General features: G+C 66.2%; 12 protein-coding genes. 7 read left to right on the top strand and 5 right to left on the bottom strand.

What is annotated here, in order from left to right:
* Positions 1-3: 3 nt before the first annotated feature.
* Positions 4-1,239: an SfnB family sulfur acquisition oxidoreductase gene (locus tag ACP92_RS23745; RefSeq protein WP_013236667.1), complete on the bottom strand. Its 1,236-nt coding sequence runs from the start codon at positions 1,237-1,239 to the stop codon at positions 4-6.
* A 266-nt stretch (positions 1,240-1,505) separates the two neighbouring features.
* On the opposite strand from ACP92_RS23745, the gene ACP92_RS23750 reads away from it, so the two are divergent.
* The 4 genes from ACP92_RS23750 to phaP all read left to right on the top strand — a co-directional run bounded on the left by ACP92_RS23750 (position 1,506) and on the right by phaP (position 3,826).
* Positions 1,506-1,712, top strand: a complete 207-nt coding sequence (locus ACP92_RS23750; RefSeq protein ID WP_008333821.1) for a DUF3717 domain-containing protein — start codon at positions 1,506-1,508, stop codon at positions 1,710-1,712.
* A 116-nt stretch (positions 1,713-1,828) separates the two neighbouring features.
* Positions 1,829-3,016, top strand: coding sequence for a patatin-like phospholipase family protein (locus tag ACP92_RS23755; RefSeq protein ID WP_013236668.1), 1,188 nt, complete (start codon positions 1,829-1,831; stop codon positions 3,014-3,016).
* Complete coding sequence (locus ACP92_RS24795) at positions 3,000-3,185, top strand: hypothetical protein (RefSeq protein ID WP_156181827.1); 186 nt, start codon at positions 3,000-3,002, stop codon at positions 3,183-3,185. The genes ACP92_RS23755 and ACP92_RS24795 overlap by 17 nt, the downstream gene beginning before the upstream one ends.
* Before the next feature lie 71 nt (positions 3,186-3,256).
* Positions 3,257-3,826, top strand: a complete 570-nt coding sequence (phaP, locus tag ACP92_RS23760) for a TIGR01841 family phasin (RefSeq protein ID WP_013236669.1) — start codon at positions 3,257-3,259, stop codon at positions 3,824-3,826.
* Positions 3,827-3,915: 89 nt separating this feature from the next.
* Here phaP and ACP92_RS23765 read toward each other — a convergent pair whose 3' ends face one another.
* Positions 3,916-5,523 (bottom strand): NAD(P)/FAD-dependent oxidoreductase, encoded by a 1,608-nt coding sequence (locus tag ACP92_RS23765; RefSeq protein WP_013236670.1) that lies wholly within the window; start codon positions 5,521-5,523, stop codon positions 3,916-3,918.
* Positions 5,524-5,780: 257 nt separating this feature from the next.
* Between ACP92_RS23765 and ACP92_RS23770 the strand changes: the two genes are divergently transcribed.
* Complete coding sequence (locus ACP92_RS23770; protein ID WP_013236671.1) at positions 5,781-6,761, top strand: bifunctional helix-turn-helix transcriptional regulator/GNAT family N-acetyltransferase; 981 nt, start codon at positions 5,781-5,783, stop codon at positions 6,759-6,761.
* Between the two features lie 25 nt (positions 6,762-6,786).
* Here the strand turns inward: ACP92_RS23770 and mnmC1 are convergent, their stop codons facing one another.
* On the bottom strand, positions 6,787-8,664 hold the full coding sequence (gene mnmC1 / locus ACP92_RS23775) for an FAD-dependent 5-carboxymethylaminomethyl-2-thiouridine(34) oxidoreductase MnmC1 (RefSeq protein ID WP_013236672.1): 1,878 nt from the start codon (positions 8,662-8,664) through the stop codon (positions 6,787-6,789).
* 128 nt (positions 8,665-8,792) lie between these two features.
* On the opposite strand from mnmC1, the gene ACP92_RS23780 reads away from it, so the two are divergent.
* Entirely contained in the window at positions 8,793-9,497 is a 705-nt protein-coding gene (locus tag ACP92_RS23780; RefSeq protein WP_013236673.1) for a GntR family transcriptional regulator, read from the top strand.
* Between the two features lie 62 nt (positions 9,498-9,559).
* Positions 9,560-10,495, top strand: a complete 936-nt coding sequence (locus ACP92_RS23785) for an AEC family transporter (protein WP_013236674.1) — start codon at positions 9,560-9,562, stop codon at positions 10,493-10,495.
* 75 nt (positions 10,496-10,570) lie between these two features.
* On the opposite strand, the gene ACP92_RS23790 is transcribed toward ACP92_RS23785, so the two are convergent.
* Entirely contained in the window at positions 10,571-13,417 is a 2,847-nt protein-coding gene (locus ACP92_RS23790) for a bifunctional diguanylate cyclase/phosphodiesterase (protein WP_013236675.1), read from the bottom strand.
* Between the two features lie 151 nt (positions 13,418-13,568).
* Positions 13,569-14,735, bottom strand: a complete 1,167-nt coding sequence (locus ACP92_RS23795) for a CobW family GTP-binding protein (RefSeq protein ID WP_013236676.1) — start codon at positions 14,733-14,735, stop codon at positions 13,569-13,571.
* Positions 14,736-14,796 lie beyond the last annotated feature (61 nt).

Genomic DNA, 14,796 nt, shown 5'->3' on the forward strand with positions numbered 1-14,796 from the left:
GCGTCAGCTCCAGGAGTGGCGCGGCGGCGGTGTGCCATTGAGGGCGTAATTGCCGACGGCGAAATACTTCCAGCGCACCGGGTCGTGCAGGGTGTGGACACGCGCATTGCGCCAGTGGCGATCGAGGTTGTGGCTGGCCAGCGTAGCGGCAGAACCGGAGAGCTCGAACAGCTTTTCCGACGCCAGCAGGGCCAGCTCGGTAGAGAGCACCTTGGCTTCGGCGACTGCCGCCGAGGCTTGCGCCATCTGCTCGAAGCTCAGCTGCGCCGGCAGGCTGTCGAGCAGCGCGGCGGCATCCTCCAGCAAGGCGTCGGCGGCGTGCAGGCGCAGGCTCAGGTTGCCGATGTCACGCAGGATGTAGGGATCATCGCTGGCGCGTTCCAGGCCGCTGTCCACATACGGACGCGAACGGGTAGTGACGAAGGCGATGGTGTCCTGCACGGCGGCATGCGCGATGCCGGCATCGATGGCGGCCTGGATCAGCTGCGATACCGGACCGATGTTGTTGGGCTGTTGCAGCGCGTCCTTCAACGCCAACACCTGGGTAGCGGGCACGCGCACGTTGTCGAACACTACCGTACCGCTGGCCGTGGTGCGCTGGCCGAAGCTGGACCAGTCGTCGATCACGCGCACACCCGGCGCATCGCGGCGGGTGTAGACCACCAGCGGCTGGCCGTCGTCGTCGATGGCGCGGCTGGGGATCCAGTGCGCATAGAGCGCGCCGGTGGAATAGAAGCGCGTGCCATTGAGCAGGTAGCTGCCATCGCCTGCCGCGCGGTCGAGCGTGGCGCGGGTGCGCACGTCGAGCACGTTCTTGCCGTTGCGCTCGGGCCCGGCATTGCCCAGGCGCGCGCCGTCCAGTACTTCGGCGAAGAACAGGCGCTGTTGCTCCTGGCTGGCCAGCCTGGCGATCAGGTTGAGGTTGCCGAAGTGGTTCTGCGGGATCTGACCGATGGAAGGATCCGCGGCGGAGATCAGGCGAATCACCTCGGCCACCGTCTGCCACGACGCGCCGATCCCGCCATGGGAGCGCGGCACGGTGATGGCCCACAGCCCGCTTTGCGAAAAGCGCTCGATCTGTTCGAAGGGAAGAATGCGTTCGCGGTCGCGCTGGGCAGCGCTCGTGGCGAACTCGGCCGCCAGTTCTGCGGCCACCTGCAAGGCGTGCGACTCACTGCTGATGCGCTGGGCCGGACGCTGGCCGGCACGGCGGATGGGTTCGGGGATGTGCGCGGACATGGACCACTCCTGATGGATAGTGCGGGCGGCGCTCATCGGCGCACGCGAGGGGTCTCATTAGAGCAAAGCGGGGAGCGAATCCGAACGAAGCATTGCGCATGTGCTTGCTTGGTTTTTGCATGCCGCGCAGGGCGCAGATGCTTATGCAGAAACTGCATGAAGGCCCGGCAAGCCCAGCCACACTGTGTTTTCAACCAGTATCGGGACCCGAAATGGGTTAGAATGCGCCGACGTTTTACCTTACGTCTTTATCAAGAATCACCGCCATGCTCACCCTCACCGAACTCGAAGATGCAATCAACTACTGGCGCCAGCAGCGCCCGGCCAGCGGAGAGGAGTGCGCACTGTCCCCCGAAGTCAATGCCCTGGCGGGTCTGTACGCAATGATGATCTTCCATCGCCGCCATGAAGTGGACCTCGAACAGATCGACGCCCAGGCGCGCCAGCTCATCGAGGCCTGGCTGGCCAGTTGATTGCCGGCAGCGCCATCTCTTCATCGTCACGTTGCCGTAAGCGCGTTATCCTAGACTCCTTCGGAACGTTCCCGCCGTAGACGGATCAGCCAGGGAACTCCCTGAAAGGATGAACGATGCGCAAAGCCCCCGAACAAACGCCCCCGTCCGGTCGCCGCAAGGCCGCTGCCGCTCCTGTGGCCGAGAAGCCGCGCGTGGCGCTGGTCTTGCAGGGCGGCGGCGCGCTGGGCGCCTACCAGGCGGGCGTCTACCAGGCGCTGCATGAGCACGATTTCACGCCGGACTGGGTCGTGGGCACCTCGATTGGCGCGATCAACGCCGCGTTGATTGCCGGCAATCCGCGCGAAACCCGCATCGAGCGCCTGCGCGAATTCTGGGAAACCGTCGCCCACCCCGACCTGCTGGACCTGCGCACGGTGCCGGACACGCTGCGCCCCTGGGCCACCCGGCTGACCACCATGGACACCTTCCTGCGCGGCACGCCTGGCTTCTTCCGGCCGCGTCCGCTCAACGCCTTTGCGCTGGGACTGCCGGTGCCGCCCGAAGAGGCCAGCTTCTACAGCACCGCCGAGCTGGAGCAGACCCTGTCGCGGCTGGTCGATTTCGATTATCTCAATGGCCAGTCGGGCATCCGCATGACGGTCTCGGCGGTCAAGGTGTCCTGTGGCACCCTGGTCAACTTCGACAGCCGCGAGCAGGCGCTGGGACCGCAGCACGTGCTGGCCAGCGGCGCCCTGCCGCCGGGCTTTGCGCCGGTGCGCGTGGAGGGCGAGCTGTACTGGGATGGCGGGCTGTATTCCAATACCCCGCTGGAGGCCGTGCTCAATGACACGCCGCGCACCAACCTGGTCTGCCTGATGGTGGACCTGTGGCATGCCGACGGTCCCGAACCGCGCACGCTGGAAGAAGTGGTCACCCGCGAAAAGGACGTCACCTTCGCCTCGCGCTCGCAGCGCCATATCGATGCCTATCTGCAGCAATACCGCCTGCGCCGCGCCGCCCATGATCTCTACCAGCGCCTGCCGCGCGAATTGCTGACCCAGCAGGACCGCCAGATGATGGCCGAGCTGGACGCCGACACCACCATCCACATCGTGCGCCTGGCCTATGCCGGGCGCGACTGGAACATGGCCTCCAAGGACGTGAACTTCGCCCGGGGTTCGGTGCGCTGGCGCTGGGAACAGGGTTACCAGGACGCCCTGCGCGGCATCGCCCTGAGCCAGGAAGACTCTTTCGGCCAGAGCGAGGCCGGCATCGTGGTCCATGACCTGCCCAGCGGACAGACCCATGTTGCCGCCGGGTAAAAGAACCGAACGTTCGGATGAATTGCCCGCAAAGCCAGGCTGGGTGGGCCGTCGCATAATTCAGACGGGTGGTGAATTATTTTGTGCGGCGCACAAAATACCTCTTGATTTCACCAAAGAAGTGCATAAAATAGGAATTGTTGCGGCGCACAAATCACTTGCAGGCTGATTGATTCTGGTCCGAGCCGCTCCCCAACGCCGATCCCGGCTGCTTTATTGCCCATTACCAAGGAGATGACCATGTTCTCGTACCAAGACCAGTTTTCCGCCGCGACCAAAGCCAATCTGCAAGCCCACCTCGACCTGATCAACAGCCTCACCGCCAAGGCCTTCGAAGGCGTGGAAAAGATCGTCGAACTGAACCTGTCGGCCACCAAGGCGACCCTGGAAGAAGCCGCTGCCGCCGCCAAGCAACTGGCCGGCGCCAAGGATCCCCAGGAACTGCTGTCGCTGGCCACCGCCCAGGCCCAGCCGGGCGCTGAAAAGGCGACTGCCTATGGCCGTCACCTGGCTGGCATCGTGTCCTCGACCCAGGCTGAATTCACCAAGGCTGCCGAAGCCCAGATCGCTGAAACCAGCCGCAAGCTGTCGGCCCTGATCGATGAGATCACCAAGAACGCGCCCCCGGGTTCGGAACAGGCGGTCTCCATCCTGAAGGCCACCCTGACCAACGCCAACGCTGCCTACGAGCAACTGTCGAAGAACTCCAAGCAAGCCGTGGAAACCCTGGAAGCCAACCTGGCCAACGCCACCAAGCAATTCACCGCTGCCGCTGAAAAGACGGTCGCTTCGACCCGCGCCAAGAAGTAATCCGCGCCAGCCAGCTGCAAAACAAAACGCCGCCCCGGGCAACCGGAGCGGCGTTTTGCATTGGGCGGCCCGCGCTGCGGACCTGGCCATCAGGACTGCGCCACGATATCCAGCGCCAGCGCTTCGGCCACGCGGATGCCATCGATGGCGGCCGACATGATGCCCCCGGCATAACCCGCGCCCTCGCCGGCCGGATACAGGCCCTTGGTGTTCAAGCTCTGCAGGGTATGGTCGTCGCGCTTGATGCGGATGGGCGAGGAAGTGCGCGTCTCGATGCCGGTCAGCACGGCGTCGTGCATGGAATAGCCGCGGATCTGCTTGTCGAAGGCCGGCAGCGCTTCGCGGATGGCGTCGATGGCGTACTTGGGCAGCGAAGGATTCAAGTCGCCCAGGCTCACCCCGGGCTTGTAGGACGGTTCCACGCTGCCCAGCTGGGTCGAGGGACGGTTGGCGATGAAGTCGCCCACCAGTTGGCCCGGCGCGTTGTAGTTGCCGCCGCCCAGTTCATAGGCGCGGCTTTCCCACTCGCGCTGGAAGGCGATGCCGGCCAGCGGATGGCCCGGATAGTCGGCCGGTGAGATGCCCACCACGATGCCGCTGTTGGCATTGCGTTCATTGCGCGAATACTGGCTCATGCCATTGGTGACCACCCGGCCCGGCTCGGAGGTGGCCGCCACCACGGTGCCGCCCGGGCACATGCAGAAGCTGTAGACCGAACGGCCATTGGAGGCGTGGTGCACCAGCTTGTAGTCGGCCGCGCCCAGGATGGGATGGCCGGCGCTGGGGCCGAAGCGGCACTTGTCGATCAGCGACTGCGGATGCTCGGCGCGGAAACCGATGGAGAACGGCTTGGCCTCGATGTAGACGCCGCGCTCGTAGAGCATCTCGAAGGTATCGCGGGCGCTGTGGCCGATGGCCAGCACCACGTGGTCGGCTTCGATCTGCTCGCCCGAGGCCAGGGTCAGGCCGCGGATCTTGCCGTCTTCGATGAGCACATCCTCGACGCGCTGCTCGAAGCGGAATTCACCACCCAGCTTCTCGATCTTGTCGCGCATCAACTGGATCATCTTGACCAGGCGGAAGGTGCCGATGTGCGGCTTGCTGACATACATGATTTCCGGCGGCGCATCGGCGGCCACGAATTCAGAGAGGACCTTGCGGCCGTAATGCTTGGGGTCCTTGACCTGGCTGTAGAGCTTGCCGTCGGAGAAGGTGCCGGCGCCGCCCTCGCCGAACTGCACGTTCGATTCGGGCTTGAGTTCGCGCTGACGCCACAGGCCCCAGGTGTCCTTGGTGCGCTCGCGCACGGTCTTGCCGCGTTCCAGGATGATCGGGTTGAAGCCCATCTCGGCCAGGATCAGCGCGGCAAACAGGCCGCAGGGACCGAAGCCGATCACCACCGGGCGCTTCTTCAGCGTCGCCGGGGCGCGGGTGACGTAGTGATAGGAGGTATCCGGCGTGGGGCCGACATTGCGCGCCTTGGCGTAGCGCGCCAGGACCGCTGCCTCGTCCTTGAGCGCGACATCGATGGTGTAGTTCAGGGTGATGGCCGACTTCTTGCGGGCATCGTAGCTGCGCCGAAACAGCGTGAAGGACAGCAGCTCATCGGCCTGGATGCCCAGGCGGTCGAGGATGGCGGCGTGCAGTTGGTCTTCCGTATGGGATAACGGAAGCGTGAGCTCAGAGATGCGCAACATGTGCGGAGACTTTCAACAAGACTGGGGATGCAGGAGGCGGCGCCGCCACGGCGGCCGGTGCGGTCACGGTGCGGGCAGCGCGAAAGGCGACATTCTACTCCAGCCGGGCATGCCCTCCCAACCGCTTCTGGCCTGACGCTAGTTGTGCGCGCGAGACAGCGGCGCCGGCCAACCTCCGTGGGGCCTGCCGGAAAGTTGCGGAGCGCAATCATTCTGCGTTAAATTGATTGCACTTCGCAACTATCATGAGAGCCGCCATGGACTTCGACGGACTGCAAACCCCACCGCGTGAACAGACCATCCGCCAGTTGCGGGAGCTCTCGCGCAAGCTGGTGCGCGAGCTGGGTTTCATGCGCAGCACCCTGGCCGGCAGCGACCTGGCGCCCTCGGCGGTGCACGCCATCATCGAGATCGGGCTCAGGCCTGGCCTGCAGGCGCGGGAGCTGGGCGAGGTCCTGTATCTGGACAAGTCCAACACCAGCCGCCAGCTCGCCAAGCTGGAAGCGCTGGGGCTGGTAAGGCGCAGCCCGGCGCCTGGCGATGGCCGCGCCTTCAGCCTGACGCTCACCGAGGCCGGCCAGGTGCTGCGCAAGAAGATCGACAAGTTCGCCACCGACCAGGTCTCCGCCGCCTTGCGGCGGATCATGCCGGAAGACCAGCAGGGCCTGGTGCGCGCACTGGCGCTGTATTCGGAGGCGCTGTCGCGCGACAATCCCAATGCCGTGGCAGGCAGCGCCAGGGGCTCGGCCGAGGCGCCCTTGGCGCAGGGCTACCAGCCCGGCTGCATCGGCGACATTGCCAGTTTGCACGCCCGCTACTATGCCGAAGCGGCCGGGTTCGGCGTCTACTTCGAACACAAGGTGGCCAGCGAACTGGGCGCCTTCGTCCAATCCCTGCCTGCGCCGGGCAAGGCCATCTGGACCCATCAGGAGCACGGCCGCACACTGGCCTCGATCGTCATCGATGGCGATGTGGCCAGCGGCCTGGCCCACCTGCGCTGGTTCATCGTCGATGACAGCCTGCGCGGCCGGGGCGTGGGACGACGGCTGCTGGAGCAGGCCATGGCCTTGGTCGATGCCCATCATTTCGACTGCTATCTGTGGACCTTCCAGGGGCTGGATGCGGCGCGCCACCTGTACCTGGAGGCCGGCTTTGCCTTGGCCGAGGAATCGCCCGGCGAGCAATGGGGCAGCCGGGTGGTGGAGCAACGTTATGTGCGGCCGGCGCGCAAGCGCTGAGCGGGACGGCCTGCGCTGCCCGCCTTCATTCCAGCTCGGCGGGTAGCTCGAGGTCTGACGCCGCCGTGGTCCCGAAGCGCGCAGGATCGAGCGCGGCGACCAGGTCGCGCGGCAAGGGCAGCGGTTCGCGCTCCAGCATGGCGGCCAGCAATTCGGCCATCAGCGGCGCCCAGATCAGGCCGCGCGAGGCATAGCCCAGCAGGCCATACAGGCCCGCTTGGCCAGGCAGCGCGCCCACCAGCGGCAAGCGGTCCGGGGCGATGCAGCGCTGGCCGACACGGCCTTGCAGGCTGGGCGCGCTGGCTGGCGGCAAGTGCGTGTGGGTGGCGATCTGCGGCAGCATGTGCTGCAGGCGTCCCAGGTTCTCGGCATGGCTGTCCACGCGCAAGGCGGGGTCCTGGAAACGGTCATAGGTCGCGCCCATGCAGACCAGGCCGCCATGGGCGCGGGTCAGATAGCCATCGCCGCACAAGGCGAAGGGCAGGCGCGGAAAGCCTTCTGCCGGCAGATGCGTGACCTGGCCGCGCACGGCGTTCAGGGGCAGCGCTGCTGCTATCGGCAAGGCGCTGGCCTGCGCGCCTGCCGCCAGGATCACCACGGGAGCCTGGGCGATGGACTCGCCGGCCTGGTCCAGCGCCTGCCATTGCCCCCCTTCCCGTTGCAGCCGATGGACGGTGCAGCCGAAATGGCTGTGGACAAGATTGCTTTGCCTGGCGACGGCCAGCATGCGCCGGCACACCGAGGGCGGATTGAGCCAGCCCGCCTCGGGGAAGAAATAGCCGCCGCCCATGGTGGGCATGCCCAGCGCATCCGCCGTCTCCTGCGCCGACATCCAGCGCGCATAGCGGGCCGGATAATCCCACTCGCGCGCGCCCTGTTCAAAGGACTGGGCCTGCTTGGCGTCGCGGCCGAACTGCAGGATGCCGCAGCATTCCCCAAGAATGGCCGCGCCCTCTTCCATCCCCACCCCGCCCAGCGCCTGCCAGCGCTGCGCCGCAAACAGGAAGGCCGCTCGCGTCAGGCGCGCCAGCGGGCTGTCGTCCCGCGCCAGCGCGGGCATGAACAGCCCGGCGTGGTTGCCTGAGGCGCGCGTGGCCGGTTCTGGGCCGGCGTCGATCAGGTCGATACGCCAGCCCCGCGCACTCAGGCGCTCGGCAGCAGCGGTGCCGGCCAGGCCGGCGCCGATCACGATGGCGTGGCGATTGGCCTGTGGATAACGCAACAAGGGCGTCTCCCGTGTGGCCACGTGCGAAGGCGGACGCGCCCAGCCGGGGGCATAGCGCAGGTGCAACGCGCCCTCGCGGGACTGACCGGCAAACCCGACCTGGCGCAACGCTGCCTGCAGGTCATCACGCCCGGCGCCACCCAGCACTACGGCCTGCGCCCCGGTCCAGGCCAGGCGCGCCAGGCGCTTGCAGGCCGGGGCCTGCCAGGCGGGCGCATCGGGGTCGAAGGCCTGGGCGTGGGCATGCAGATAGAACAGGTCCACCGGCGCTTCCAGCCGCGCCAGTTCTTCTTCCAGCGCGCCCCACACCAGGGTCAGCGTGATGCGGCCCTCATCGAGCAGCAGGCGGTGCGTGCCCGGCAAGGGCAAGGGCCAGGCGGCGCGCAAGGCCTGTGCATAACTTAAATCGTCGATCAGCTCGTGCGGGGCTGGCGGATGCGGCAGGATCGCCACGTAATGCAGGCGCTGTGCGCCGCCCTGCCCGCGCAGTTCGTCAAAGGCGCGCCAGGTAGCGAAGAAGTTCTGTCCCAGGGCGAAGTGCAGGTCCAGCACCGTGGCCGCCTGCTGCTCGCGCAGGCAGTCCGGAGGCAGCGCCAGCACGCGCTGATGTTGCGCAGCGTCGGCGCGCCAGGCGGCCAGCAGTTCGGAAGAGGCAAGTTGGAGCGGACGGGCAGGCATGGTTCCCTTGGACGGCATCGATCAAGGCCGCCATTCTACGCTGCCGGCCAGCACCGGCCTTGCGCCTTGACAAAGCCGGAGCGCCTCCATAATCTGCATACAGAACACAGAAACCATGATACCCGCCCATGTACAAGATCGACGCCCCGGCCCAGCTCATCGAGCAGGTCTACCACGCCATCCTGGATGCGATCTGCACCGGCGCCCTGGCCCCCAATGAAAAGATCACCCAGGAGGGTCTGGCCGAACAGCTGGGGGTGTCGCGCCAGCCTATCCTGCAGGCCTTCCAGATCCTCAAGCGCGAGGGCTTCATCGAAGATGCCGGGCGCAAGGGCGTGATGGTGACGGCGCTCGATCCGCAGCGCCTGATGCAGCTCTACCAGGTGCGTGCGGTGCTCGATGGCCTGGCCGCGCGCAGCACTGCCGAGCAATGGAAGAGCGATGCCGCCTTGCGCGCAGCGGGCGAACGCGCAGGCCGGGCGCTGATCGAGGCGGGCCGCGCACTGGCCGATATGCGCGACCTGTCGGCACGCATCCTGGCCGACATGGATTTCCACCAGTTCATCTACCGCAGCTGCGGCAACCCCATGATCGGCCAGACCACGGCGCTGCACTGGCAGCACATCCGGCGCGCCATGGGGGCGATTCTCTCCTCGGAGGTGCGCTCGCACCTGGCGGTCTGGGAGGAACACGAGGCCATCCTGCAGGCCATGCTGGAAGGCAGGCCGGCGCTGGCCGACAAGCTGGCGCGCCAGCATGCCGAAAGCGCCGCCGCACATCTGGCGCGCGTGCTCACCAGCGCGCACTACGCCGACAAGAGAAGGCAGGCCTGAGCCTCGCCCCGCGGTCCTTCCGCCCCACCGCCCACCAGGACGCAGCACGGCTGCGCACCGCCATGCTCGCCATCTTCAACATCGTCTTTCCGGTCTTTTCGCTGATCTTCCTGGGATGGGCCTGCCGCAAGCGCAACATCCTCTCTGGCGGCGCGGCCACGGAGCTGAACCGTTTCGTCATCTGGCTGGCGCTGCCGGCGCTGCTGTTCGATTCGATGTCACGCCTGAGCGCGGCCGATTTCGCCAACCTGCGCTTCATCGCCGTGTTCGCCCTGAGCACGGCGCTGGTGTTCCTGCTGACGGCCTGGCTGCGTTGGCGCGAACGGGCCGCGGCCGCCGACATCATCATCGACAGCCTGGGCAGCGCCTACGCCAATGTGGGCTTCATCGGCATCCCGCTGTGCTATCTGGCCTTCGGTCATGATGGCCTGCCGCCCTCGGTGATCGCCATGGTGATGACGGCCTGCCTGCTCTTCGCGGTGGCCATCGTGCTGCTGGAGACCTGCCTGCACGCCCAGGCCGGACTGGCGCACACGGTGGCCAAGGTGGGCCGTTCGCTGCTGCGCAATCCCATCATGATCGCGCCGGTGGCCGGCATCATCGTGGCCGTGTTCGGCCTGCCGGTTCCCAGCGGCGTGCAGCAATTGTTCAAGATACTGGGTGGGGCCGCCGGTCCCTGCGCGCTGGTCTCGCTGGGACTGTTCCTGGCGCAGCCGGTGCAGGATCGCCAGGGCGCCTCGGTGAGCCTGTTAGTGGCGTTCAAGCTGCTGCTGCAGCCGGCCATCACAGCGGTGCTGGCCTATTGGCTGCTGCCGCTGCCGCGCCTGTGGGCGGACGCTGCGGTGCTGCTCTCGGCCATGCCCATCGGCACCGGCCCGTTCATGCTGGCCGAGCTGTATCAACGCGAAGTCACTGCCATGTCGCGCGCTATCCTGGTCTCGACCACGCTGTCACTGCCCACCATTGCGCTGATCCTGGCCTGGATCGCGCATCGCTGAGCCGACCCGCAGGCCCATGAAAAAAGGCCGCCACGGCAATGCCGTGCGGCCTCATTGCTTCCTGCGCAACCCGGTTCAGGTCATCACCCGGTCCTGCCGCAGGATCTGCTCGAACTTGTCGGCAGGCACGGGTGGGCTGAACAGGTAGCCCTGGATTTCATCGCAACCGTAGTGGCGCAGGTAGTCCAGCTGCTCGTCGGTTTCCACGCCTTCGGCGATGACGCGCAGCTTGAGGTGGCGCGCCAGCGAAATGATGGAGGCGGTGATGGCCGCATCATCGGCATCGATGGTGATATCGCGCACGAAGGAGCGGTCGATCTTGAGCACATCGATGGGGAAGCGCTTGAGGTAGGCCAGCGAGGAATAGCCGGTGCCGAAGTCGTCGATGGACAGGCGTACGCCCAGCTTCTTGAGGCCGGCCAGGATGCCGATGGCGTGTTCGACGTCGGTCATCATCAGGCTCTCGGTGAGCTCCAGTTCCAGCGACTCGGGCGGCAGGCCGGTGTCTTCCAGCACATCGGCGATGGACGAGACCAGGTCCTTCTGCAGGAACTGGCCCACCGAGAGGTTGACCGATACGCTGATGTCAGCGTAACCGCCCAACTGCCACTGGCGGCACTGGGTGCAGGCTGCGCGCAGCACCCAGGCGCCGATGGGCAGGATCAGCCCGGTCTCTTCGGCCAGACCGATGAAGCGCGCCGGCGAGACCATGCCCAGTTGCGGATGCTGCCAGCGGATCAGCGCTTCGCTGCCGATGACGCGGCCGCTGGCCAGGTCCACCTTGGGCTGGTAATGCAGCAGGAATTCGCCATGGTCCAGCGCATTGCGCAGGTCGCCTTCGATGCGCAGGCGTTCCAGCGCCTGCTCATTCATGGCCGGGGTATAGAACTGGAAGTTGTTGCGGCCGGTCTGCTTGCCGCGATACATGGCGATGTCGGCGTGCTTGATGAGCGTCTCGCCATCGGTGCCGTCGTTGGGATAGCAGGCCACGCCGACGCTGCAGGTCATGAACAGCGTATGGCCGCCCAGCGTCACCGGCGCGGCCACCGCATCCATGATGCGCTGCAGGCTGCGGGTGTCCAGGGTCAGCTCATCCTGTTCGGGCAGGATCATGATGAATTCGTCACCGCCCAGGCGCGCCACCGTATCCGCTTCGCGCACCGCTGCACGCAGGCGGCCTGCCACGGTGCGCAGCAAAGTATCGCCGGCCTTGTGGCCCAGGGTGTCATTGACGAACTTGAAGCGGTCCAGGTCCACGAACACCACCCAGAGCGCCTGCTTCTGGCGCTCGGCCACGCCGATGGCCTGCTCCAAATGGTGGCGCAGCATATGACGGTTGATCAGCCCGGTGAGGGTATCGCGGCTGGCCTGGAATTCCAGCTCGGCTTCGTAGCGCTTCATCGAGGTGATGTCGTAGAGCGCCGCCACGAAATGCGTGACCTCGCCGCTCTCGTCGCGCACCGGTGCGATGTAGAAGTCGTTCCACAGTTCCGACCCATCCTTGTGGTAGTTGCGCAGCACCACGTTGTGCTCGCGCTGCTCGCGCATGGCGATCCAGACGGTCTCAAAGCCCTCCGGATCACTGTCGCGCCCTTCCAGGAAACGGATGCTCTTGCCCACCGCCTCGGTGCTGCTGTAGCCGGTGATGCGGGCGAAGGCCGGGTTGACGTATTCGATGGTGTAGTCGGGCTCCTGGGCCGACAGGATCAGGATGGCGTTGGCGCTGGCCTCGATGGCCTGGTGGCGCAGGCGCAGCGCGCGTTCGGCCAGGCGACGCGCCTTGATGTCGTCCGACAGCAGGGCATTGGTGGTGCGCAGCTCGGCGGTGCGCTCTTCCACCAGTTGCTGGATGCGGTGCGAGCGCATCGACAGCGCCCGCATGTAGGCCGCTCCCAGCAGCGAGGCGATCACGCCCACCAGCAGGATCAGCAGCGAGCCGTAATGGTCGGCGAAGAGCGAGCGCGGCGGCACGCTGATCTCCAGGTGCCAGGTCTGGCCGGCGATGTCGAAGCTGCTCACGGTGGTGGAGGGATGGCGGAACAGGGTGCCGGGCTTGAGCAGATGGTCCAGCCAGTGCGCCTCCTGCGGGGCGCTGTCATGGCGGTAGACCAGGTTGCGGCCCTCGGCCTGGGCGCCGACGTAGATGCGCAGGCCGATGTCGTGGTCGGCCATGAGACCAGCGCTGTCGAGGATCTTGCGCACCAGCCCGTTCAATTCCAGCACCGCCGAGGTGTCGCCCACCAGCAGGGCGCGCCGCGCCAGCTGGTCGGTCGGTTGCACGCCGCCGCGATAGACCGGCTGGATCACCAGGAGGCCGCGCTCATCCGGACCGAACTGGGCCAGCCGCAGTGGCGGCGTGGAGGCCGGACGACCGCTGGCCAGCGCGGCGCCAAGCGCGCCCATGATCTCGGCGTTGCGGGAGACATCCAGCCCCAGCGCGGCCTCGTTGCCCGGCACCGGTTCGATGAAATCGACCACCAGGTAGGACGGCTGCTGGGGCGCCGGGACCGGTTCGACCTTGCCCTCGGCCAGCGCGGTGATCTGGAAGCCCGGCCGGGCGCCCTGGCGCAAGGCCTCGAAGACGGGACGATCCTCATCCGAGACGAAGCGTTGCACGCTGAAGGCGCGTACGTAGGGATAACGCTCCAGCAAGGGCCGCGTGAAGTTCTCGAACTGGTCGCGGGTGGGATCGCCCACAGTGGCGTAGAAGTGGTTCACCACCGATTGCACCTGGACCGCCTCTTCCAGTCCGCGCTGGATGGTAAAGGCGCGCAGGCCGGCGCGGCGCTCGAAGTCCAGGCTGACGGCGTCCTCTTCCAGATGGCTGGTGGCCACGAACACGGTCGCGGTCGCGCAAAGGCCCAGCATCAGCGTGAGTGATGCCGACAACGTTGCCCCCAGCTTGTTGATCACACGCTGCATAAACGAATCGTTCTATCCCAATGAGAGGCCGATCATATCCGGTCTATCCCTCGTTATCGGTCACGCCGGATTTATTTTTACGCAACAGGCCAGGAATATTTTCCAGGCCCGTCCTGATGTTGCCGCACGGGAATGCTTGCACGATCCCCGTTCAATACGACGGCGCGGCCTTCTTCTCGCGTGCCTCCCGCTCGATGGCCTGGGCCTGCATGAAGGCGTCGAAGGAGCGCTCGATGGTGGCGCGCTCGACGTCGCGGGTGATGAAGACGATGCGGCTGCGACGGTCCTCCGAGGGCCATTGCGGCAGCGTCGCGGTGGGATGGAAGATGTGCTGCACGCCGTGGATGACGGTGGGCAGCGCCTCGCCCTTGAGATTGAGGATGCCCTTGATGCGCAGGATGTTCGGTCCCTTGAAGCCCACCAGCAGGCTCAGCCATTCATCGAAGAGCACCGGATCGATGGGCTCGTCGAAGGTGAAGCAGAAGGCGCGGATGTGGTCATCGTGGCGATTGACGTCGTGTTCATGGTCATGTCCATGGTGGTCATGACCGTGGTCATGACCGTGGTGGTGATCGTGACCGTGATGGTGACCGTGATGCCCATGCCCGTGACGGGCCTGCTCGGCAAAGGCTTCCTCATTGAGCCAGCGGGCCACGTCCGGCATCTTCTCGCCCGGCTTGAACAGGCCCGCATCCAGCAGTTCGGCCGCGGCGATCTGGCCCACCTGCGGCTGCAGCTGGCGCGCGCCCGGATTGAGCGTGCGCAGACGCGCCTGCAGCGCCGCCAGGGTGGCGGCGTCGACCAGGTCGGTCTTGGTCAGCAGCAGACGGTCGGCCACGGCGGCCTGCTGGACGGCTTCCTCGTGGTGATCCAGGGTGGACATGCCATTGACCGCATCGACCGTGACGATGACGCCATCGAGCCGATAGCGCTCGGCGATGAAGGCATCGGTCATCAGCGTGTGCAGGATGGGCGCAGGCGAGGCCAGGCCGGTGGTCTCGATGACCACGCGATTGAACTTGCGCCGCCCGCCCTCGGCGAAACGCCAGGTGATGTCCTTGAGGGTCTTCTTGAGATCGCCACGGATGGTGCAGCACAGGCAACCGCTGCTCATCTCGACGATGGTCTCTTCCTGGCTGTGCGCCACCAGCAGGTGATCCAGTCCGATCTCGCCGAACTCGTTGATGATGACCAGGGTGTCCTTCATCTCGGGCTGAGTGATCAGGTGATTGAGCAGCGTGGTCTTGCCACTGCCCAGGAAACCGGTCAGCAGGGAAACGGGGATGGGTGCATCACCGGCGGGTACGGATGGGTTCATGTTGTAAAGACGGGATGAGAATAAACGATCCAGCCGCCATGCTAACCGATGCGTCAAGGAG

This window comes from Herbaspirillum seropedicae (assembly GCF_001040945.1).
GTDB classification, from domain to species: Bacteria; Pseudomonadota; Gammaproteobacteria; order Burkholderiales; family Burkholderiaceae_D; genus Herbaspirillum; species Herbaspirillum seropedicae.

Excerpts from the sequence above, each read along its gene's own strand:
- ACP92_RS23745 (WP_013236667.1), bottom strand. The coding sequence starts at position 1,239 with ATGTCCGCGCACATCCCCGAACCCATCCGCCGTGCCGGCCAGCGTCCG.
- ACP92_RS23750 (WP_008333821.1), top strand. The coding sequence starts at position 1,506 with ATGCTCACCCTCACCGAACTCGAAGATGCAATCAACTACTGGCGCCAG.
- ACP92_RS23755 (WP_013236668.1), top strand. The coding sequence starts at position 1,829 with ATGCGCAAAGCCCCCGAACAAACGCCCCCGTCCGGTCGCCGCAAGGCC.
- ACP92_RS24795 (WP_156181827.1), top strand. The coding sequence starts at position 3,000 with ATGTTGCCGCCGGGTAAAAGAACCGAACGTTCGGATGAATTGCCCGCA.
- phaP (WP_013236669.1), top strand. The coding sequence starts at position 3,257 with ATGTTCTCGTACCAAGACCAGTTTTCCGCCGCGACCAAAGCCAATCTG.
- ACP92_RS23765 (WP_013236670.1), bottom strand. The coding sequence starts at position 5,523 with ATGTTGCGCATCTCTGAGCTCACGCTTCCGTTATCCCATACGGAAGAC.
- ACP92_RS23770 (WP_013236671.1), top strand. The coding sequence starts at position 5,781 with ATGGACTTCGACGGACTGCAAACCCCACCGCGTGAACAGACCATCCGC.
- mnmC1 (WP_013236672.1), bottom strand. The coding sequence starts at position 8,664 with ATGCCTGCCCGTCCGCTCCAACTTGCCTCTTCCGAACTGCTGGCCGCC.
- ACP92_RS23780 (WP_013236673.1), top strand. The coding sequence starts at position 8,793 with ATGTACAAGATCGACGCCCCGGCCCAGCTCATCGAGCAGGTCTACCAC.
- ACP92_RS23785 (WP_013236674.1), top strand. The coding sequence starts at position 9,560 with ATGCTCGCCATCTTCAACATCGTCTTTCCGGTCTTTTCGCTGATCTTC.
- ACP92_RS23790 (WP_013236675.1), bottom strand. The coding sequence starts at position 13,417 with ATGCAGCGTGTGATCAACAAGCTGGGGGCAACGTTGTCGGCATCACTC.
- ACP92_RS23795 (WP_013236676.1), bottom strand. The coding sequence starts at position 14,735 with ATGAACCCATCCGTACCCGCCGGTGATGCACCCATCCCCGTTTCCCTG.